Here is a 22,119-nt window from a genome sequence, read left to right as displayed (position 1 = left end):
GGCGCTTATCGCATCGAATAGTACTGGGGAAGAAGTGCTTCTCGTTGTTCGGCGTTGGTCTCCGCCTCGTTCTCCATTGCGTTGTAGTGCTGGATGTAGGCGACAGCAAAGCCGTCGATGGATTCAAGAGGGTTGTCGCTAAAGCGCATGTACTGCTCGATATGGAACATCTCGTGCAGCAGCCACGTCATGTCTGTGTTGGGATCTGGCATCCGAGAAAAGATCATCACGTTGCCGAGCGTCACGGCAAATCCGTTGCCGCCAGCTTCGTTCGCCGCGTTTAAGAAACCAGGCACAGTCAAGTTGGGGACGTTGCCGACCGTCCAGCGCGCAGACGCGAGCACGTTTATTGGAACTACACCCCTCAGGTAATTTATGAGCTGAGGGCTTAGCGGCTGCGAACGTGGCGCGTATACCTTGTACGCGTCTCGCATTGCCGCCGCTACAGGCACCGCGGCGAGCTGATCCAGGCCGCACTGGCCCTTCTGGGCGCAGTCAGCGAGATAGCGCCCAGTAGTGAAGCCGATCTCCTGTTGAATCCGTTGAGCAGCGGTAAGGGTGTCGAAGCCCTCGCGCCATCCGGGGCCAAGGTTGCGACTGATGAGGTCTCTCTGCGCGTTGTTGATGAAGTCGTGTGCCCTCTGGACCTGATTCAGAGCCTCGCGAGCGGGATCAACATGCCGGTCGATCTGATCCTGGATGATCTCTCCAGGGGGACGACCTTGAATTACCTTCTTCGCCGCCTCGAAGGGCGCCGTGAGTGGTTTGGTGACAAAGTCTAGCGGGCCCGCGTTCGCGGGCATCGAAGCAGAACCGAAAAGCAAAGCGAGAGTGAGCGAGCGCGACAGTGACTTCATGACTTGTCCCCGTTGAAAATGTGTCCCTTGAGCGAACAACCACAACGCGAAGGTGGCCGCCGCTACCCCTTCGTGACGTCTCGCGCTAAACTGGTTCGATCGAAAGTTGCGAGTCCGCGAAAATAATTCGGCCCCAAAAGGGGCCTCAGGAGGCACTTCTAGGCTTTGCGGCAGCTTGTGGTCCCTCCGCTGACCATTAACGACCGTCTGCTTATTGCCGATCCTTACTTCGGCTTTTGGCCCTTAGTGGGCATGATTGGTGTTATGAGCTGACTTCCGCTTCACGCGAGATGTCCGACTCCATCGCCGAAGGCAGAGACTGCTTATGTCGGTCTTTCTCCGGCGGCCGGAAAGGCGAGGATTGTGGATGGACTGTCGCATCCACTCATCAGTAAGCGAGCTTGCCTGACGCCCTCACGAACAGCGCACAAACGAAAAGTGGCGTATCTGGTGCGGTTTCTGGTGCGGTCGTCGCGGTGGACGCAACGAAGACTGAGCAAGATACTGATATTCCTAGTGGGCCCGGCAGGACTCGAACCTGCAACCAGACCGTTATGAGCGGCGGGATAATGGCCGCCGCCGTTGAGTTTCTTGCGCTTTTCGTAGAATTCGACCAAATTCGCCGCGCTTCGTGCGGGTTGTTTCTGGTGCGAAACTGGTGCGGCTCGTCTGCAATCGAAACTTGGACTTAGGGCATTGCGTTCTGTTGGTGATAACGTGAGAACGTAAGTCGGCGACCGACGGCAGCCGAATTCCGTGCGGCATCGCCGTCGGCCGATCGCCGCGGCCTGTCAAGGTCAGCGTCCCGGTTCGCGCGCTATTGGTAGCGAGCAAACGAGATTCATGGGAAAGCAAGCTAGGCGAAATAGATCGTGAGCTTCTTCGAGCGTCTAAAGCACGCTAGCCGCACGACCCAATGCGAACGCTGCGACAAACCCTCTCGCGCTTGGATCGCCGAGTACGCCGGCGCGCCATACCAGGAGGTCGCGGCGAAAGCGCGAGCGCACTTGGAGGATCTCGCCGACTTCTACGCCACGCCGGCCCGCGAAGCAGAGCTGATTGCGATCTTCAAGGAAGCCACCCGACTTGAGGCAGATTTCTGGGAGATGAGCTGGCGCGCGGGTCGGCTTGTCGAATAGCCGTTCGGCAATCGTCAGGCTCATAACCTGAAGACGCGAAATTGGTCCGCGATCGACGCGCCGCGCTGGTTGTCACTGGAGTAGCGGGCGTAAAGCGCGACCTTCATGAAATGGTCTCCGGTAGAGTCAGGAGCGCTTCGACTCCTTGTTGTCTTGTTCGTACCAGCGCCGTGCCGCATGGCGAGTCAGCAGACGCACGAATTTGACGAGATGTGGATCGGGCGCGTTGCCGCTCTGCTGCGCAAGCGTCAACTCCGGTTCGTTGCACATGGCGATGTCTTCGCTTTTGAATGCCAACCTCTTTCATCGTAACGCCATTGATCGTCGGTCGCGCCGGGATAATCCCCAGCATCATCAGCTTTACGATAGGCAACAATAAGAGAAACCCCATGCCAGGCCCTGGATACAGCGGCCGTGTTCGACCGGACGATTTCTGGTCCCAGCGTGCCGGATCGCATTTTCGCGTCGCGCGAAAACTGGCGCGCTTCGGCTTGGATTGGAAATTAACTGGGTCATCAGATCATGCCAAATCTTCGTGGCCAAGACGTCGATAGCAGTGTCTTCGGAATCAATCATCTCGCCTAGACTTTCTCTTTCTACGCCATTCTACGATCACCTTGGGAGTGTTGTTGCGCCGGGCTAGTTCTTGCCTTGCCTATTCCCCCCATCTGAGGGCGCTTCTCAAGCGGCCTCGTTGCTGGGGGCGGCGATGGCAATTCATTCGGCTCAAGCAGAGGCGATCTCGCGCGGCGCTCGCGTGCTCCGTAGCGCGCTTGGCCCCGCTCTTGCGCGATACCTGGAGGACGCCTCGATCTCCGAGGTGATGCTCAACCCCGATGGCCGGTTGTGGATTGATCGGCTGTCGAGCGGCTTGACCGACACGGGAGAGAGCCTCTCGGCCGCTGACGGAGAACGCATCGTTCGGCTGGTGGCGCACCACGCCGGTGCCGAAGTGCATGCTGGCGCGCCGCGCGTTTCCGCTGAACTGCCCGAGACCGGCGAGCGTTTCGAAGGTCTGTTGCCGCCAGTGGTCGTGGTCGCGGGCCCGGCCTTTGCTATCCGCAAACCAGCAGCAGCCGTGTTCAGGCTCGACGACTACGTCGCCACCGGCATCATGACCTCTGACCAGGCCGAGGCCCTGCGGTCTCCGGTTGGTGAGCGCAGTAACGTTCTGGTCGCCGCGGTACGTCGACCGGCAAGACTACGCTGACCAACGCCCTTCTTGCGGAAATTGCAAAGACGTCCGATCGGGTGGCGCTGATCGAGGATACGCGCGAATTGTAGTGCAAACGCGCCGAACCTCAGGGCCTTGCGCACCAAGGGCGGCGTGGCTTCACCGTCAAATCTCGTGCGGTCGTCACTTCGTTTGCGACCGGACTGAATCCCAATCGGCGACGTGTGCGGCGCTGAAGCACTTGATCTGATCAAGGCCTGGGGCACCGGCCATCCCGGCGGCATCGGCGCTAGCAAAGAAGCCCGCCTTCACTTGCTCCGGTCGGCGCAGCACGCCGAGCGCGGTCCCGGCATGAATGGCGACCGAACCTACCGCGTCGGGTCTAGCGTGGTCTTCTTGTGGCGGTCCATAAATCGGAACAGCAGAGGAATATAAGCGATGCAGATAGATAAGCGGTGACCCCTCATTTGCAATAACAACGTCTTTGACATCACCAAAAAGAACAACGTGAGTGCCCACCTTTTGCCACGAGGAAAGGATGCAGCTAAAGGCAACAAGTCCCCCAACGATTTGTGGAGAGCCAAGCGCGTCCAAATTCCAATCGGCGCAGGAAAACTTGTCGTTATCTAGGGTTTGCGAAGTTCTTGCGAAACGATCCGAGATATGCGCTTGGCTATTTTGTAGAACGTTCACACAGAACACACCCGAGGCTCTTATTGCTTCCGCAGTAGCGCTAGTTTCCTTGATACATATCAACAACGTCGGATTCGGTGTGTCAGCAGACACAGATGACATTGCGGAAACGGTGGCTCCTTGCCGTCCTTTTGTACTGTATGTTGTTACTATGCTGACCGTGGCCGCGACCTTGCTCATTCCCTCCAAGAAGTGTTCACGCATTGTCATAACACGTCCTCATCAGATTTGGTCAAACGGATGCCGAATACTCAGACTCGCTCAGCTCGTTGGACAAGGCGGAACCAACGGACCACGAGCCCGGATGCGGTTTCCGATGTCGCGCAAATGACGGACAAATGACGCATCGACAGCTCTGCTGCAGATCTGAAAAGCATCGGACAATCAATCCATCGGGGTTGCGATCGCTAGATTGGATTATCCCACCTATCTCCCGATTCCATCATGGGGTGTTTCCGCTACTGAGGCTCTGCTTTCGTCGCACTCTCCTATGGTGCCGGTCAATTCAGATGTTCTTCATCGCACCTACCTAGTGTGGTAGTTGCACGCGCAAATCATCCTGTGATTGAAATGAATTCACGGAGCAGTGCCGCTTGTCGTGAAATCGGGCGACCGCTTCCAGCGGGCAAACCTGTGCTCACTCGGCACGACGTCACCGCGCAATCGAAGCGACTGCATATTGAGGAAAGCAGCGATGATCAGATGCTCGGCTCCGATCCCGCTCTCCGCTTATGACCAGTCGTTCGGTCTGGCACCGTCGGTCATTCGTGTGCTCAGTTACAGATACGTGCCCGACATCGAGCGGTTCAACTTCGCACTCAGTCGGGCGTTCGAACGATTTCCGCAATTTGCGACCGCGCTCGCGCGATCGCAGCGTGGATCGTCCGAGCTGGTACCGCTAGAGAGCCCGCAACGCCTGATAGTACGATCACCGGTGATCTGGGACCCTGATTCAGATACCGCGAACCACCTTCCACTTTTCGTGACTGGCTTAGACCTGGCGCCAGGAGATCCGGTTTTCACCGCCACTCTGACCCCCGTGAACGGTGGAGCTGTGATTGGATTAAGCATGTCGCACGCGGTTGGCGATGGCTATTCGTTCTATCTCTTTATGTCGTATTTGCTCGAACAGTTGGCAGCGGCACCTCCGTCTCGTCTATCCCCAGAGCAACAGCTAGACCAAATAATCCAATCTAACACGCCGGATGCGCGGATCGCATCTGGACAAGAAAACTTCCGCGTGAAGCGCGAGTTCAGCGTAATCGCTTTTGGCCGAGAGTTTTTGGATTCGCTACGCGCCGAGCTTGCGACAGATCAGTTCGTGCCAACCCTCAACGAAGCACTGACGGCATTTTTGGTTCATCGTTACGGCCCAACACTTCTGGGCGGTGCTACGGCGCTCCGTCTTCGCGTCCCGGTAAACGTGAGAAATGTACATCCAAATATTACTCGCACGTTCATTGGCAATGCGTTTCTGGAGTCAATCGTGCCCGTTGCAGACGTGATCGACTCGCCGTTAGCGGCACGTGACACTGCGAGAAGAATACACGAGGCTGTGAACAGCGTGCGAAATCCGGACTACTTGTCGTCGGCCCTTCATATCCGGAACGACCGGATCGAGTTGAGCGCTCCAGATACCTATATATTCAACAATCAAACGGACGTTGTCTCGACAAACTATGCACGAATGCCAGTTCACACGATTGATCTTGGCAATGGACCACCGGTTCGTATCTTTTGCGCACTAACTGCGCCAACTGGCTTTGTCCTCGTGCCAACATTTGATGGACTTGAAGCGCACATGTGCCACCGCGCATGACGACGTCACGCGTGCTCCGGTCGACAGAGACCAGATACGCAATAACTCCAAAGCGAAGCAGCGACCTCTCGAGGGAAGGGTAATCACGCAATGACTCAACATCGCAACAATGAGATCGACAGCCGTGACGTGGCATTTGCGACCCCTCCGCATTTAGACCACGTCTTCCTGACGGTCGGCGCCGAAGCGTTGAAACTCATCAACGAATGCGAACTCCTTCGCGGTGAACAGTTCAGTCGATTTGCAACCCGCTCTTCGGAGAGCTCATTGCTGTCATCTTACACGGCAACACGAGCCTACGGCAAAAACACTGTTGTCGAGATATTCCAAGACAGATTCGGCGGCAACGATACGTTTATTGAACACTGTGCAGGCATTGTACTCAGCTTTGATCATCCCGGCGAAATGAAAGGAGCCCATAGAGAACTTCGTTCGGCCGGGATTCCGTTTAGCAGCGAGATCGTGCAACGGGTTACGCCAACGGCTGATGGTGGCCGTAACCGAAGCCCTTGGTATGAATTCACCAGACCCGAACTGGGCGGGATCAGCCCGGTCGCTTTATTCCTGCATGAAATGCAACCCGGTTTCCTGGCAGAGATCGGTGCGAAGGCCGGGCCCGGTGGCCGGCAGGATCGGTCGGAACGTTTCAACGCGGCCCTTGGCCGGTTGCATACGGCTGACCACCTCATGGAAGACATTGCCCTGGTGACTGTCCGATTGCGTCCCGCTCGAATTGAACGGGCTTCGGCCATCCTCTCGACCCTGGGATATGAAGTGTCGACCATGGAATCTGGCATCCGCGTGCGTGGAATAGATGCCGAATTTATCTTCCTCGCGGATGAGTCCCCACGAGAAGGAACCGTGGAGCTGACGATAAAGATGGCCAGACCCGCACCTGGCCGCCGCTTTGATTTCGGCTCCGAGTCATTCCTCGTATTGTCGCCCGCAGGCCCTGACGATTGCTCGGCCTTGTGGACGTTTCTTCCTCACCGCAAGGCGTTGTGAGGCGGACATGATAGACCACTTCCAACCGGCTGGAGTTGATTGCGCTTTTGCCGGACAAGCGCGCTCGTATGATGGAAGATCAGAGTTTCCGGAGTCGTTCTCGGCTTCGTGGGATGGGTCGCCTGGGCCGACACTGGCATCCCTGTGGTTGAGGCGCATCGAGGAGAACCCTGAAGCGATCGCGCTCCGATGCGGAGATGTCGTCCTTACGAATCGTGCGCTCAACGAGCGAGCCAAGGCAATCGCTGATCGTGTTTTGGCGGTTTCCCAGAACGGGCAGGGAATTGCCATCGTCGCTGGTCGAGGCCCTCATCTCGTGGCTGCGATCATCGGCGCAGCCTTGTCGGGGCGGAGTAGTTCAGTGTTGTCGCCGTCGATGTGGCGACGCGACCTTATTGCGGCGACATCGGGAAAGATCGTTCTCACAGAAGGCAACTTACTGACGAGTTTTCCATCTTCATCGGTCATCTGCGTGGACGATTGTCACAGCGTTGAGCCATTGAATGGCGCTGATCACGTCGATCCAGAGCCGCCTCAATCGGGCGAGCTTTTGGCGGCCGGATCAAGCAAGGCGATTGTTGCCCAGGATCCAATTGTGACCTTTGTGCACGGCTTGAAGCAACGCCGCTTCCACGCGACGCGAATTGCGCTGTTCTCGGAGACTCACTCAAGAGAGTTCCAGCTGGAGCTCTGGGCCGGATTACTTTTGGGCTCCGTCACCCATTTAATGCCGGCCGCGACCGAGTCTTTGGCGACGCTCGTCAAAACGCTGTCTTCCGAGGCGGATGAGCATGGAGGCATGTCCATCTTTTTGACGCCGGCTACGGCAGATATTCTGTTGGCCGCAATACCAAGTCTACTGCGAGCCGCTGACGGGCTGATAATCCATGGGACGGGGTTGAATCCCGCACATTCTGCGGCAATTGCTGCACACGCAGAAAAGCACCACGCCCTTGTCGCACTCGCGGTATTCGGACAAACACCCGAACTGCTTCTGCCGATCAGCGCAGCTGACAGTGATCCGCTAGTCGCGATTCACGAAGCTAACGGCGATGCGTTGTTAGTTATTGCCGACAGATTCGGCGAACGGGTCGCGCCCGGAGTGGTTGGCCATGTTTGGCTGCGCTCACCTTCTGGAGCCCTCGTACAGACGGAGGCGCAGGGCTGGAGGACACCAGCTGGCCGTGAAGAGATCTTTGTTTCTGCCGAGTGGCAGATCTCGCACGTATTTGAACCACAACGGAGCCAGCTGATTAGTTACTGGCGCGAGCGCCTGACGGGCCTCGCCCCGTGCATCGACCTGCCAGAAGACAGGCCTCGCGCGCCAAAACTAGACACTGGATACGCGAGCATCACGAACACCCTTCCTTCTGAGGTGGAAGCTAGCGTCGCCGCTTTTAGCAGGAGGCACAACGCGTCTGTGCAGACGATTTGTCTCGCGGCCTTCGCCTTGGTCCTACAGCGATATAATCGCGATACGGATATCGCAATTGGCACGTTGTTCCCGCGGAAGCAGGGCGCTCTAATTCAATCGAACGGTGGTGTCTTCACGGATGTCGTCGTCGTGCGGCCAGCAGTCTCCATGTCGCGCTGCTTTTCCGAGTTCACCGACCGCTTGACGACAGAGGTGAGCCGCGATGAAGAGCACCGAATGCCTTTCGCGGACCTCGTCGAGGTTTTGCGACCGGATTCCGATGCCGCACACGGCGCGGTTTGCCAAGCATTCTTCGCTTTTTTGCAGGACCAGCCCGATCTGATTGAGGACGAAGCGACGAGCGATGGACTTCGTCCCATGGGGCTGAGCAGCGTGGCGCATGGGGATCTCTCGCTGAACGTTATCCGTAATGGCTCTTCACTCAGCATTCGGCTCGCCTATTCGACGGCTCTATTCGATAAAGCGACGGCAAGCCGTATCGTCGGGCACTTCATAACTATCCTCACCGAAGGCGTTAACCGCCCGGAAGCTGATCTTGCACTTCTGGAGAGTTTACCAACGACCGAGCGTGACCTTCTCCTCACAGAGTGGGCTTACGGCACAGCTGTAAGGGAAAATCCCCATTTCGTTCATGAACGCATTGTGGCTCAAGTCGAGCGCACTCCCAGCGCCCCAGCCGTTGTCGATGCCGTGCGTACGATGTCATATGGAGAACTCAATGGGGCTGCGAACGCCTTGGCAGTACACCTCCAATCTCTCGGCGTCGGTCCTGACTCCGTCGTCGGCGTTTACATGGGACGCTCCGTTCAAACAGTCGTGGCGTTGCTCGGAATTCTAAGAGCTGGCGCGGCGTATCTGCCCCTTGATCCTGAATATCCGAGCGACCGCTTGTCCTTTATGGTTTCCGATTCAGGAGCCGCGATCGTCGTTTCGACGCTATCAATGCTTTCTGCGGCTCGTTCCCTTGGAGCCAGCGTGGTGCCGGTCGATATGGTCTTGAATTCCGGCTTCGAACTGAAGCCAGTCAAGACCGCTTCGACACACCTTGCCTATCTGATTTACACCTCGGGTTCGACAGGACGACCAAAGGGCGTTCGGGTCACACATGGAAACCTCGCGACATTCCTCACTGCGATGGATTCCCAATTCGGCGGCGACGCGCCAGGCACGTGGCTCGCGGTTACAAGCATCTCCTTTGACATCTCAGTATTGGAGATTTTCTGGACATTGACGAAGGGCTTTCGGGTGGTGATCAGAGCCGATCAGAAACTCATAAATGCTGCCTCCTCGCCACCGTTGCCTGCTCGTCTGCCTTCCGCTTCGGAGCGGCCGATGGAATTCAGTCTCTTCTTTTTCGGCAATGCCACGTCTGACCGGGATATGAAAGCCGATAGTTATCGCCTGTTGTTCGATGCCGCGAAATTCGCAGACCAAAACGGCTTCACCGCCATATGGACTCCGGAACGCCACTTCCACGCCTTCGGTGGACTTTACCCGAATCCATCCGTCCTATCGGCAGCGTTGGCCGCCACAACTGAACGGATCAGCATTCGCGCGGGAAGTGTTGTGCTACCGCTCCACGATCCCTTACGTGTCGCCGAAGAATGGGCGCTCGTGGACAATCTATCCGGCGGCCGCATTGGCGTTGCGTTTGCATCGGGCTGGCAGCCCGATGACTTCGTGCTCGCCAGCGATCGATACGAAGGCCGAAAGCAGGCGATGCTCCACGGTATTGGAGAAGTTCGAAAGTTGTGGAAGGGCGGGACGGTACGTCGGCGGAACGGTGTTGGTAAGGAGATTGACGTTTCCGTATATCCGCGGCCGGTTCAGGCCGAATTGCCGATCTGGTTGACGAGCTCGCGTCACCCCGAAACATTTGTCGCAGCTGGGGAAGCCGGCGCCGGAGTTCTTACCCACTTAATCGGTCAGAGTCTCAACGAACTTGCTGAGAAAATTGGTCTCTATCGAGACGCATGGAGCCGGAGCGGCTGGCCGGGGCGTGGACATGTCACCCTGATGCTACACACCTTCGTGGGTAATGACGTGCACCGAGTTAAAGACTTGGTTCGCCAACCACTCAAAGACTACATCCGCTCTTCATATGATCTCATGGCCGGTTTGGGCGCTGCGCGTGGGGTCAATATACGAGACCTCCCAGAGCAGGAACTGGAGGGTCTGCTCGATCTTGGGTTCGAGCGCTTCTTTAAGGAATATGGGCTCCTCGGCTCCATCGGCGACGCCGCGACGACCGTGGCAAGGCTGTCTGAGATCGGTGTCGACGAAGTCGGGTGTCTGATCGATTTCGGCATCGATGACAAGATCGTCCTAGAAGCCCTGTCAGAATTGGCCTCAGTTAAAGAATTGTACCTGAACAAGCGGGCGGCAGACGAGGCCGCGTACCAAGGTGACAGCAGCGTTGTCGACGATATGCGACGTTATGGCGTCAGTCACATCCAGTGCACACCCACTCTCGCCAGCATGCTCCTAGCGGAGCGCGACTCGGGCGATCAAATGCAACATCTGCACCGGTTCCTGGTCGGCGGCGAAGCACTACCGCCGGATTTGGCTTCTGCCCTTGCCAACGCCGTTGGCGGCACAGTTCACAACATGTATGGGCCGACTGAGGCTACCGTGTGGGCAACTTCTTGCGCTGTGTCGCCCAATCAGGCGCCAAAGATCGGACGGCCGCTGCCAGGTTATCGCGCCTATGTCGTCGATGCCGCGATGCGCCCAGTTCCGATCGGTGTGGCGGGTCAATTGATAATCGGAGGCGAAGCCGTCGCTGATGGATATCATGCCCGGCCCGAACTAACCAGCGAACGGTTCACATCAGACCATCTGTCAGCCGACGGTTATGGGCGCCTCTATCACACCGGTGACTTGGTCCGATGGCGCCCATCCGGGGACCTGGAGTTCCTCGGAAGAGTTGACCACCAAGTCAAGCTGCGAGGCCGGCGAATCGAGTTGGGAGAAATCGAAGCTGCGATCGGCGCGCACGAAGCGGTTAAGCGTGTCGTCTGCGACGTACGTGGAGACGGCGATGGACGGCGGATTGTTGCCTATGGCGAGGTTGTTGCCGGGCATGCGCCCCCAACTGTTGCTGAGTTGCGCGCTCTCTGTTCACGCACCTTACCGGACTACATGGTCCCGTCGGACTTTGTCTGGATTGACGCCCTGCCGCAGACGCCTAACGGAAAGATTAACCGGCAGGCGCTCCCAGATCCGGTCGTGCATCACAATGCTAACGAGGGGGATATGGCGCCGCTCGGCGATCTCGAAGAGAAGATCGCAGCGATTTGGCGAGAGGTTCTGGAGATCGATAGAGTCGGCCGGAACGACAACTTCTTTAGCCTTGGCGGAAATTCCGTACTGATTGTTGGAGCTCGGGGTCTGCTACTCGACCGCGTTGGGGATGTCTCTCTCGTGGATTTATTCCGCCACCCGACGATCGCGACACTCGCCGCCGCATTCGCGGCGCGCGCTCAACCACAAGAGGTCCATAACAGCTCCGCGTCTCGCGCTGCGGAAGCGGCGACACGCCGCCTCGCCGCTTCACGCGGTCGACGAACACGGATCGGTACTACGGGAGATTCAGCATGAGCTACGAGGATATAGAGGCGATTGCAATCGTCGGCATGACAGTGCGCGCCCCCGGAGCACGGACAGCCGACGAACTCTGGCGCAATATTTACGGTAAGGTTGAATCGGTGACATGGTTCAACCCTGCCCAGTTGGATGCAGCCGGAGTTCCACGCCATCTTTATGGTGATCCCTCCTATGTTCCAGCCGCGGCAGTCCTCACCGATGCCGACCAATTCGACGCGGAGTTCTTTGGCATCAGCCGGAGTGAGGCGACGATGCTTGATCCGCAGCATCGGATGTTCCTGGAATGCGCTTGGGAGGCGCTTGAGGACTCTGGTTATGACCCTCACCGATTCGAGGGAATGATCGGCGTCTATGGCGGCTGCTACGTGAACCGCTATATCTTGAACCTTTATACCAACGAGGAATTCGCACGGTCACCCCTGGTCCATTACGCGTGGCGTTACAATGACAAGGACTTCATCACGGGACAGGTGGCCTATCAGCTCAATCTTCGAGGTCCGGCCATCACCGTCCAGACGGCTTGCTCGACATCGCTGGTCGCGACGCATTTGGCATGTCAGGCGCTGCTTTCGCACGACTGCGATATCGCGCTGGCAGGGGGCGTTACCATACGAGTGCCGTTAAGCGCCGGTTACTTAGCGCCGGAAGGAGCGATGTTCTCGCCTGATGGCCGTTGCCGGCCATTCGATGCCGCTGCCAACGGAGCGGTTCCGGGTGAGGGGTGCGCAATTGTCGCATTGAAACGGCTGAGCGACGCGATCGCCGATGGCGACAACATCCGAGCGGTAATCCGAGCTGCGGCAATCAACAATGACGGACGTAACAAGGTCAGCTTCGCAGCACCTAACCCAGAAGGGCAGATGCGGGCTATCATCGCGGCACACACCATGGCCGAGGTAGATCCAGACACGATCGGATACGTGGAGGCGCACGGAACCGGTACGCGTCTTGGAGATCCCATCGAGGTGTCGGCATTGACGGACGCCTTTCGTCTCCGCACGAAACGCCGGAATTTCTGCGCTCTGGGTTCGTTAAAGGCCAATATCGGGCACCTCGATGCCGCAGCCGGGGCGGCTGGACTAATCCGGGCGGTGTTGGCGCTCGAACGAAAATGTATCCCGCCACAGGCGAATTTTGTAGAGCCGAACCGCGAACTCAAGCTCGATACATCTCCCTTCTATGTGCCAACAGAACCCCAGGAATGGAAATCTGTTGACGGGCCTCGCCGAGCTGCCGTCAGTGCGTTTGCGGTGGGCGGCACAAATGCCCATGTTATTCTCGAAGAAGCACCGCCAAGAGCCGTTGCTAGCCCGCGGCACCGAACGCACGAATTACTCGTACTATCCGGGCACGATAAGAAGGCTGTTGATGCGGTGGCAGGGCGTCTCGCCAACCACATCGATGAACATCCTGATCAGAACCTTGCGAGCGTGGCCTTCACCCTCTCGGAGGGACGGTCGAAACTGCAATCGCGACGCTTTGTCGTCGCCGCAGACGCGGCCAGTGCGGTGTGCGCCTTGCGCGAGCCCGCACAGGTGGTCACCCCCGAAGGGGCAAAGCCCCGAATCGTATTCATGTTTCCTGGGGTAGGCACCCAGTATCCCGACATGACACTCGACATCTATGAAAGTGAGCCTGAATTCCGGAAGCAGGTCGATCTATGCGCCTCTCTTGTTTTGCAGCGTCTTGGTATGGACGTCCGCCACTACCTGTTTCCGTCTCGTTATCCTGGCATCGAGTTGGATCGGGAGTCGGTGCCGAACGTGCTGTCGGCTATCTTCACCGTCGAATACGCCCTTGCCAGGCTTTGGCAGTCTTGGGGCGTCAAGCCCGACGCCATGCTCGGTCATAGCCTCGGCGAGTATGTTGCCGCATGCATGGCCGGAGTTTTGTCACTACCCGATGCGTTGGACCTAAGCGTGAGGAGAGGGCGCCTTTTTGATCTCATTCCGGAAGGCCGTATGATGGGCGTTCCTCTTTCCGCATCTGAAATCAAACCATTCCTTGGCGATAAGCTATCCTTAGGGGCGGTAAATGGCCCTGGACTCTGTCTGGTCTCCGGACTCAATGCCGATCTCGAAGCCCTCAGCGAGAAGTTGGCGCAGCGCGCGATCACGTGTCGCGTCCTGCCCGTGCGAATGGCAAGCCACTCCTATTTGGTTGATCCCTATCTTGAGGATTTCTCAAAAACCGTGGGTGAATACCACCTTTCACCGCCAACAATTCCCTATATCTCCTGCCTCACTGGGGATTGGATCGGACCCGAAGAAGCAACAAATCCTGGTTATTGGGCTCGACAACTTCGATCACCCGTTCAATTCGAATCCATGGTTCGCACAGCCCTTTCTCAGCCGGGCACGATTTTGCTCGAGGTTGGACCGGGCAATACGCTCTGCACACTTGCCGGCGCACAACATGCGAAATCACGCCCGAATGCCATCCCATCGTTGCGGCACCCAAATGATCCGCGTACCGACTTCGAAAGCCTGCTGGGTGCAGCCGGCCGATTGTGGCAGTCTGGCGCAACCATTGACTTGAAATCCCTGACTGGGGCTGACGCGCCGCACCGTGAATCGCTGCCGACCTATCCGTTCCAACGCAAGCGCTATTGGATCAACCGTGGCAGAGCTATCGGCCCCGGATCAAGTGGCGAAGAGTCAGGTCATGCCGCAGAAAGAGCATTCTCTCCGGAAGCCGATCCGATCGAAGTGTCGGACAATATCGAGAACGCCGATATGTCCGAACGCGAGCGAGCCGTCGCGGCGATTTGGCGGAGCCATTTAGGCTATAACGAGATCGGTCTTGATGACAATTTCGAGTCCGTCGGCGGCCACTCGCTGCTTGCGGCACAAATGCTGCCACATCTTCGCGCACTAAGCGACGCACCTATCAAGATAACGGACTTCTTCGGTTCGCCAACCATCCGCAAATTGGCCGCACTGATTGACGCAGCAGGGATTCGATCCGCCGTCGATCTTTCCGCGGAAGTGGTTCTGGATCCGACAATTCGAGCATCCGGCCTTCCCGCCGCCCGGCCAGGAGAAGCATCAGCAGTGTTACTTACCGGCGCTACGGGATTCCTCGGTGCTTTCCTGCTGTCGGAGCTTCTTCAGCAGACGGAAGCAACTGTCTATTGCCTGGTCAGGGCTGCCGATCCGGTAGAAGGGGAGCTCCGCTTGCTGGAGATATTACGAAGCAACCGATTGCCAGCCCCGAAGCCCGGTCGCCTTGTCGTCGTTCCTGGTGACCTTGAGAAGCCCAGGCTGGGCGTGCCAGCCGCTGACTACGAGGTTCTGGCTGGTCGACTCGATGCAATATATCATTGCGGAGCACGCGTAAATTTCGTCCGGCCATATTCGGTCTTAAAGACCGCAAACGTGCTCGGAACCGAAGAGATTTTGCGCTTGGCGACTCGTCATCGTCTCAAGACCGTCCACTACGTTTCGACGCTGTTCGTCAACGCGGGAGCGTTTACAACCGGCGCAACGTTCGTTGGCGAAGAAGATCCGCTTCCACCTCCGGTCGGACATTCATCGTCCTACACAGAGAGCAAATGGGTTGCCGAAGGCCTCTGTCGTCTGGCCGCTGAACGAGGCGTACCCGTCGTGGTCTATCGGCCCGGTAACGTTCTCTGCCATCAGCATACCGGGATTTCCAATCCGGAGGATTTCTTCACCAAGTTTACTCAGGGGTGCATCGATCTCGGCTTAGCTCCGCGCCGGCGTGCAGCCTATCCAGTCGGAACCGTGGACGATGTCGCCCGGATGCTGGTGCTGTTCTCGCTGCAAGAAGATGCGATCGGCCGCACATTTCATCTTGTCCATCCCGAAACGCTAGCGTGGGAAGATATGTTCGGTCATTTTAATGAGTTCGGATATGAAGCACCGCTCGTTTCGTGGGACGAGTGGCACGCGGCCTTCGTTCGAAAGCTTGAATCGGGGAGCGACAATGCTCTCCTGCCTCTGACAGATATGCTCGACAACGTCAGAGTCGATAATCACGATTGGCCACGGTTCGGTGTCGACAATTCCAGACACTTCCGCGAACGACTCGGGCAGCCATATCCGGTGCTCGACCGCAGCTACTTTGCAAGAATGTACGGACGGCTCGCGGAAAGCGGCTTGTTGCCTGCACCAACGATGAAACCGGCGACACATTCACCTTCCCTCGTTGCTGCGAAGTAGGCGTCTTGGACCGGCGGCGTTTCAATGATTGAAGCCAGAGCGCGTTCAGATTCTTTTGGGCAATCGTCTTGCGTTCCGAACTGGCTTCATTTGGAACGCGTCGTCTTCAACTCTCGAAAGTGCTCCCAACGTACGTGTTCTCTATCGGATCAATTCATCCGCTAGTGCTCCGATAACCCACACGAAATGTGGCAATACCTACAGATAGGGGACTACAGTGACCGTGCAAAGTGCGACCCGCTCAGACGAATCGGCATCGCTGGCGAACACGTTGGTTCCTACGATTGTCGGCATGGTATTATTCGTCGTGAATTTCGATATCACCGCGATCGTGATGGTGATGCCCCTCGTAAAACAGGATCTGGCACTCGATGTCGGCGGATTCGCTTGGCTCATGGATTCTTACAGCATTGCGCTCACGGCCTTCTTGTTGGCCGCCGGAATTCTCGCCGACCGTTTTGGCAGACGCATGATGTTACTCGGTGGCGATGCCATCTTCCTTCTCGCGTCCCTCCAATGTGCCTTTGCTGGAGATCAGACGTCTCTGATCATTGGCCGCGTAGGCCAGGGTGTCGGCGCGGCCTTTATGATGTCCTCTGGGCTCGCGATAATTGGTAATCGCTATACAAATACAGCAAGTCGCGCTCGCGCGTTCGCCTGGACAGGAGCAATGTCTGGATTCGCAACAGCGCTGGGTCCGGCCGGGGGCGGCCTGATCGCCGACCGACTAGGGTGGCATTGGGTGTTTTTGATCAACATTCCTATATGCCTATTTATTGCAATTGCTGCGATCGTAGTAGTCGACGAATCGCGCGATCCAGCCAAACGAAAAATTGATCTGCGCGGCATCGCGACGTTGAGTGCGCTGCTTGTTTCGGTCGTCTGGCTCCTGCTCCATGGCCCACGCATCTCAACGTTCGAAATTCCCAGTTGGCTTGCAATTCTATGGGTGCTGGCGCTCTTTATCGCCTTCTGGTCAACCCAACGCTTTGGCACTCAACCACTTATAGAACTCGATTTGTTTTCCAGCCGTACATTCGTTGGATTCTGTCTCGTGCCGGTTGCGTTGTCGGTCGCCTACTGGGCTGTGCTAATTTATCTACCCCTCTTTCTGCAAGAACGGTTGGGCCGCTCTTTCAGTGACGCCTGGGTTTTGATGCTCGCTGCAACCATGCCGATGGTTGCATTGCCCATGTTCTCCGCCCGAATTGCACTGGCAATGCAAGCGAGAGTCTTCTTTGGCGCCGGGCTTCTGATCGTTTCGATCGGTGCCTTTGTGATGGCTGCGGCGGCGCAGATGCAGCATCTCGTCATGGGCCTTATTGGCATGGCCATCGCGGGGTGTGCAAATGGTGTACTCAATCCGCAACTAACGGCGAGGATTGTCGGATCTGTACGTCGCGAGCAGGCGGGAGCGGCTTCTGCGATAAGTGTAATTCTCCGTCAGGGTGGGTTCGCTATCGGGATTGCGATGTTCGGTGCTGTTCTGAGAACGTCGCTGGAACAGCCCAATTCAATTTTGGTCGGGATCAATGTATTTACCACGATCTTTGCAATTGCCGCGATCGCTGCTGTGGTGGGCTCGGTGGCGGTTTTTGTCCTGATTGGGTGGCATTCTTCGGATTGAGAGTTGCCGTTTGCAGCGGCAGTCAGTGGCATGGATAACCATAGCCAGCGTAAGGCGCGATCAGAGCAAGAGTGAAGGGGCGAGCAAGTGCGCTGCGAGCTCCAGAAGAATCGTGGCAGTGCAAGACGAACTCCTATGGCCGGAGATTGTGAGCGCGAACTCTTGGATAGACTTTAATTCGTGCAACATCGCGCATTCTAGTAGTCTTATCGTTGTCGGCCTCACACGAGGAAACTCGCTCGGTGTAGATGTCGAATACATCGCAAATCGAGGGACCTCTGTATGCCCGCCGACGTCCTTGCAGATTTGAACGCGACCCAGCGCCACAATGACGCAATCAAGTCTTCAAATATTGGGCGCTCAAGGAATTCGCGGGACCGCCTCAGCGACGAGATGCTTGTCGCTGCTTGTGTCGCGCGCAATGACCCGCGGCCCGCGGTACTCGGACGCCACGTCGTTCCTCGAACCTCCCAGGAGATTATGGACATCCACATAATCAGAGTTTCAGAGGCCTAGTTGCGTAACCATGCCCAGACGGCAGGCGTTCGCGGGCGCGGCATCGGTGTCGAATTATCAACTCGCTTTCGTCGACCGTTCCTTGAAGAGTTCGGTCAGATGTTGGCCAGAGGCACGCTGTATCTGAGCTTAAAGGCACCTCAGCTACGTCATATGGTGCATAGCTGCCGGGGTATCAATGAATCCTAGGCGAACCGCGTGAAGACAAGCGGTCGTTCGAGAATTGACGCCGAGCTTTTTCATCGAGTTCTTAAGATGAAAATTAACGGTGTGGACACTTATCGATACAATATCCGCGATCTCTGATGATGATTTTCCTTGAGCAGCCCAGCTAAGGCATTCTTTTTCTCGCGCAGAAAGACTGATGTTCATTGACGACGTCCAACCTTCCGACTTAGCGTTGCATCCTATGGTTGCGATTTGTGGGTGTCCAGATATGCCGATAAAAATCATCTTTTGTTGAGGAACAAAAAACATCATGACACTCAACTTCAATCACAACTTTGAAAGCAGGACTGTAAATCGTCGGCTCAAACGGCATCTCGTTTGAAAGGTCAGATATTGCTTCGCGAATAAAGCGCTCATGCGCCGTTGCCTGTCTTGCGAGCTGGCTCCTCCAATAATGAACAATCCTACGAGAAGTCCCGCGCGATCTGCCACCAGTCGGGCCAAAGCGCTTTTCAGAGTGCCTTGGTGGGAGCTCGAGCGGAACGGATGTGCGATATTCATGCGGAGATCGTGGTTTCGGAAGTCTCGGATAGTCCCTGATCGAGCGGCGACAGCATTGGCAATCTGCATGACGACGCGCTAGGGCCCCAGCTGGGGCTGCCTACCCCGGATTGGCTTCTGCTGTTGCATAAAATGCAGGCTTTGCGATCGATGTTCGTTTCTCGAAGGGGCAACAGTCATACCGCTTTAATGCCGTACAGCTCCGAGGGACGCGAATGATCCCTTCTCAAAACGGGATGAATCTGTATCATGTACACGAGGCCCAAATGATCCGCCGCATGCCACCCTTCGGCCCACTTGTCGCGTTCGACGCAGTCGCCCGCCATCGCTCGTTTACGCGCGCGGCCGACGAACTGGGAGTTACCCAGAGCGCAATCAGTCATCAGGTACGCCGCCTCGAAGAATTCTTCGGTACGCAACTTTTGATACGACGTAATCCGGGAGTCGAACTGAGCGATGACGGGGCAAAGTTAGAGGGCGAGCTTGGACCACTCCTCAACGAGATTGCCGGTCTTGGGCCTAGCTTAAGAAATAGGACGGCCCGACAGACGCTGCGCTTGGGAGCTGGCTCGTCGTTGGCCGGATGGTGGTTGGTTCGCCGGTTGAGGAGCTTTCGCCATTTCAACTCGGAAATTGAGATCGATTTCCGGTTAGTCGAGTCAGAGGCTGTCGGTGAACCGCCGCTGGACGTGCGGATATTGTGGACCACTCTCGCCGAGTCCCGCGCCACGCCATTGCAACAACCACTTCTACGCGAACGTATCTTTCCAGTCTGCGCTCCGTCTCTGCTTCCTCATGGCATGCCCTTGTCGGACCCAACCGGACTGTTGGATCTCCCGTTGATACAGAAAGGTCATCCTCCCGAGGGAGAATGGAGTTGGGCCTATTGGTTCGGGAAACTTGGGCTTAAACGCACCGAGCCGCGCGGTCTTTTATTGGGGGACATGGGCCTTTGTCTGGCCGCTGCCGTGGAGGGGGCTGGCGTCGCCATCGGCCGCTCTCTCCTCGTCGCCGATGCAATCAGCGACGGGCGCCTTGTGCCCGCACTAGCAAACGTTCCCCATGTGCTATCAAACAAGGTTCACATTGCGCGTTGGAGCCAGGATCGCACGGAAGATCCACACACCAAAGTTCTGGTAAACTGGCTCGCGCAAGCCGCCGAGGACACGGATCGCGCTTTGTCAGCCGGCTCATATTCGTTGTAGGAATGTACGGACTTGCGGAACATCTTTTAAGGTGAGCCCAAGGTCGAACGCGCTTCCGTGCCCTCTACTCTATCCAACAGTTCCCGAATGACTGGATCGGCGGCGTGATCGTGTTCCGATTTGGATTCACGAAAGATGTTGGTTATCGACCGCTTCTGCGAGCTAATTCTCGAGACTAGCCTAACCCGATGAATCCAGTACCCGGCTTTCCTGTCCCGATATCCATTTAAGCAATACGCTCTTGCGTGCACAGAGGACAGAGCCGAGCCCGAAAACAGGTAGCCGCGAGCGCTCGGCGAGGTAATAGACTTGGCGACGACTTCCGCGCTCACCAAAAATGAATTCGGCAATTTCATCGGCGCCGCGTGCTTATTTTGCGCCTCGGTCTCTGGCCGAGGTGTTTGGTCGTCGGTACACCTCTGTTCTCTTCGGACCACCTGTGGATCAGCTCCAAGATGTGATAGAGCGGTGCTGGGGGTTATCTTCCTCAGATGTAATTAATCAGCATACCATGCTTCCATTTTATGGGCGCTTTCATTCGTCGTCCGACGTCGCCAAGTGCATGAAGGCGATGGGGTCTGAGGGTAAGGGGATCGTTACGACGAAACTTGGACTGCAGGCGCAAAGATACGTGCGATTTCCGACTTTTATGAGGTTCTGCAGATCCTGTGTTCAGAACGACCTTTCTACTTTTGGTGAAACGTTCTGGCGGAGGTCGCACCAAATAAGTGGCGCACTTGTTTGCGCAGCTCACGGCGAGACCCTTAGGGTGAGTCGAGCGGAGGTGGTTGCAAAAACAAGCAGGTTGCAAGATGCGACTGCATTTGCCGATCTCAAATGTGCGCCTCAGTGCGCCAGTTTGGAAGATGGGGAGCGCGTCCTTGCCCGGCGAGTGGCGACTCGATGTGTTGAGTTTTTAGGCGCAGTGGGAACAGCGTGGAATGCTGTCGATGTTCACCTGCAGTACCGGCGAGCGGCAATACGTTGCGGGTACTCACACGAGACAGGGAATCCTAGGTTCGTCTCCCATCGCCAATTAGTATCGGATTTCACAAATGTATTTAGTCAAGAACTGATCATGAAAATGGGCTGCTGCAACACAAATTTGGTCGATCACGATAGTTGGCTGAAAAGGATTTTTCGGCCTAGCCAAGTGCACTTGAATCCATTCCTGCATGCGCTGGTTCAAATCTTTCTCGAGGAAAGGTTGCGGCAAACGCCCAGTGGCGCGGTTGCGGGGATGAGTGACGAGTCGATGATCGGCGAATGGAAATGTCCCAATGTCTACGCGCACCACGATAATCTATTCCGTATTCCAATGGTCGAGCGACGATGGCAATCACGTCTGAAGAAGTGGCACTTCGCGGCTGTGTGTTCGTGCGGATTCGGATTTTCATTCCGTGAGGGGACCGCAGCAGATCCGTTGGTTCCAAAGATATCTAAGGTATCGATGTGGGGACCTTACATTGCGATGGAGGTCAAACGTCTCAAGGATAATGGGCTTTCGATTAAGAAGGTGGCTTCTCAAATGAGTATGTCCGTCGAAACTGCTGCGCGATTGGCCGCGGGAAAAGCTAGCAAGTTCGAACGCGCGCGCGATGAGCGCTCGATCACGGAGCTGCGGAAAGATTGGCTGAAGAAAAGATCAAAAGATGTGTACGATAAACTCTACAAACTTGATCGTGTTTGGCTAACGACACTGGGAAAGTCGGGGTGGCATGGTTCCACCGGGCCTAAGAAAGATTGGCAAGCATTGGATAAGGCATGCGCGTCCGTAATTCGATCGGCGATAGTGGCGCTTAGGTCGAAGCCTGGGAGCAAGCAGCTTTCTTACGCTGCATTGGAGCGGGAATGTGGCATCAAGAATCTAAATTCAAAATCAGCTAGAATGCCACGGTGCGCGAGGATTCTATCTAAATCTCGTGTGGGTAGGGTGGCGACGAAGGGGAGCCTGGCACATTAGATACAGCTGCTGACGTCTACCTACAAATCAAGCATTTTGATCGAGAAAAGCTTGTCGACTTTCGTTTTAATCGCAAGGGAAGTGCGAATGGCGCTGTCCGCCGATCAACGTTGTGTCGCATAAACTTGTGAGGCCGGTAAAAACTATTCTGCTAGTCACAAGCCGCA

Annotated in this window: 10 protein-coding genes and 4 pseudogenes; 9 read left to right on the top strand and 5 right to left on the bottom strand. The window is 56.5% G+C overall.

Going from position 1 to position 22,119, the window contains the following annotated elements; translation table 11 throughout:
- Window positions 1–5: 5 nt before the first annotated feature.
- On the bottom strand, window positions 6–857 hold the full coding sequence (locus tag BM118_RS36475; RefSeq protein WP_092192369.1) for a hypothetical protein: 852 nt from the start codon (window positions 855–857) through the stop codon (window positions 6–8).
- A gap of 900 nt (window positions 858–1,757) precedes the next feature.
- Here BM118_RS36475 and BM118_RS36470 point away from each other — a divergent pair.
- Window positions 1,758–1,996: pseudogene (locus tag BM118_RS36470) on the top strand (thiaminase II); the annotation flags it as partial.
- A gap of 23 nt (window positions 1,997–2,019) precedes the next feature.
- Here BM118_RS36470 and BM118_RS42805 read toward each other — a convergent pair.
- Window positions 2,020–2,103, bottom strand: a pseudogene (locus BM118_RS42805) (resolvase); the annotation flags it as partial.
- Window positions 2,104–2,122: 19 nt separating this feature from the next.
- Window positions 2,123–2,293 carry a hypothetical protein gene (locus BM118_RS41950; protein ID WP_177235012.1) on the bottom strand — a complete coding sequence of 57 codons (171 nt, stop codon included), beginning with the start codon at window positions 2,291–2,293 and terminating at the stop codon, window positions 2,123–2,125.
- A 412-nt stretch (window positions 2,294–2,705) separates the two neighbouring features.
- On the opposite strand from BM118_RS41950, the pseudogene trbB reads away from it, so the two are divergent.
- A pseudogene (gene trbB, locus BM118_RS36465) lies at window positions 2,706–3,458 on the top strand (P-type conjugative transfer ATPase TrbB); the annotation flags it as partial.
- 150 nt (window positions 3,459–3,608) lie between these two features.
- Here trbB and BM118_RS36460 read toward each other — a convergent pair.
- Window positions 3,609–4,043, bottom strand: a pseudogene (locus BM118_RS36460) (flavin reductase family protein); the annotation flags it as partial.
- A gap of 514 nt (window positions 4,044–4,557) precedes the next feature.
- Here BM118_RS36460 and BM118_RS40940 point away from each other — a divergent pair.
- From BM118_RS40940 to BM118_RS36440, 5 genes are all read left to right on the top strand, one after another.
- Window positions 4,558–5,682 carry an acyltransferase gene (locus tag BM118_RS40940; protein WP_143099584.1) on the top strand — a complete coding sequence of 375 codons (1,125 nt, stop codon included), beginning with the start codon at window positions 4,558–4,560 and terminating at the stop codon, window positions 5,680–5,682.
- Between the two features lie 90 nt (window positions 5,683–5,772).
- Entirely contained in the window at window positions 5,773–6,687 is a 915-nt protein-coding gene (locus tag BM118_RS40935; protein WP_143099583.1) for a DUF5829 family protein, read from the top strand.
- A gap of 7 nt (window positions 6,688–6,694) precedes the next feature.
- Entirely contained in the window at window positions 6,695–11,722 is a 5,028-nt protein-coding gene (locus BM118_RS36450; RefSeq protein ID WP_092192364.1) for a MupA/Atu3671 family FMN-dependent luciferase-like monooxygenase, read from the top strand.
- Window positions 11,719–15,912 (top strand): type I polyketide synthase, encoded by a 4,194-nt coding sequence (locus tag BM118_RS36445; protein WP_092192362.1) that lies wholly within the window; start codon window positions 11,719–11,721, stop codon window positions 15,910–15,912. Before BM118_RS36450 ends, BM118_RS36445 begins: the two co-directional genes overlap by 4 nt.
- Window positions 15,913–16,129: 217 nt before the next feature.
- Window positions 16,130–17,539 carry an MFS transporter gene (locus BM118_RS36440; RefSeq protein ID WP_143099582.1) on the top strand — a complete coding sequence of 470 codons (1,410 nt, stop codon included), beginning with the start codon at window positions 16,130–16,132 and terminating at the stop codon, window positions 17,537–17,539.
- A gap of 660 nt (window positions 17,540–18,199) precedes the next feature.
- On the opposite strand, the gene BM118_RS36435 is transcribed toward BM118_RS36440, so the two are convergent.
- A complete protein-coding gene (locus tag BM118_RS36435; protein ID WP_143099581.1) occupies window positions 18,200–18,535 on the bottom strand; it encodes a helix-turn-helix transcriptional regulator in 336 nt (111 codons plus the stop codon).
- A gap of 515 nt (window positions 18,536–19,050) precedes the next feature.
- Here BM118_RS36435 and BM118_RS36430 point away from each other — a divergent pair.
- Together BM118_RS36430 and BM118_RS36420 are read left to right on the top strand one after the other, a co-directional pair.
- A complete protein-coding gene (locus BM118_RS36430) occupies window positions 19,051–19,989 on the top strand; it encodes a LysR substrate-binding domain-containing protein (RefSeq protein WP_177235015.1) in 939 nt (312 codons plus the stop codon).
- 337 nt (window positions 19,990–20,326) lie between these two features.
- A complete protein-coding gene (locus BM118_RS36420; RefSeq protein ID WP_092192354.1) occupies window positions 20,327–21,952 on the top strand; it encodes a TnsD family Tn7-like transposition protein in 1,626 nt (541 codons plus the stop codon).
- Window positions 21,953–22,119: the final 167 nt, after the last annotated feature.

The organism is Bradyrhizobium sp. cf659, assembly GCF_900113725.1.
Lineage (GTDB): Bacteria > Pseudomonadota > Alphaproteobacteria > Rhizobiales > Xanthobacteraceae > Bradyrhizobium.
This window is presented reverse-complemented; position numbering and strand designations above follow the sequence as displayed.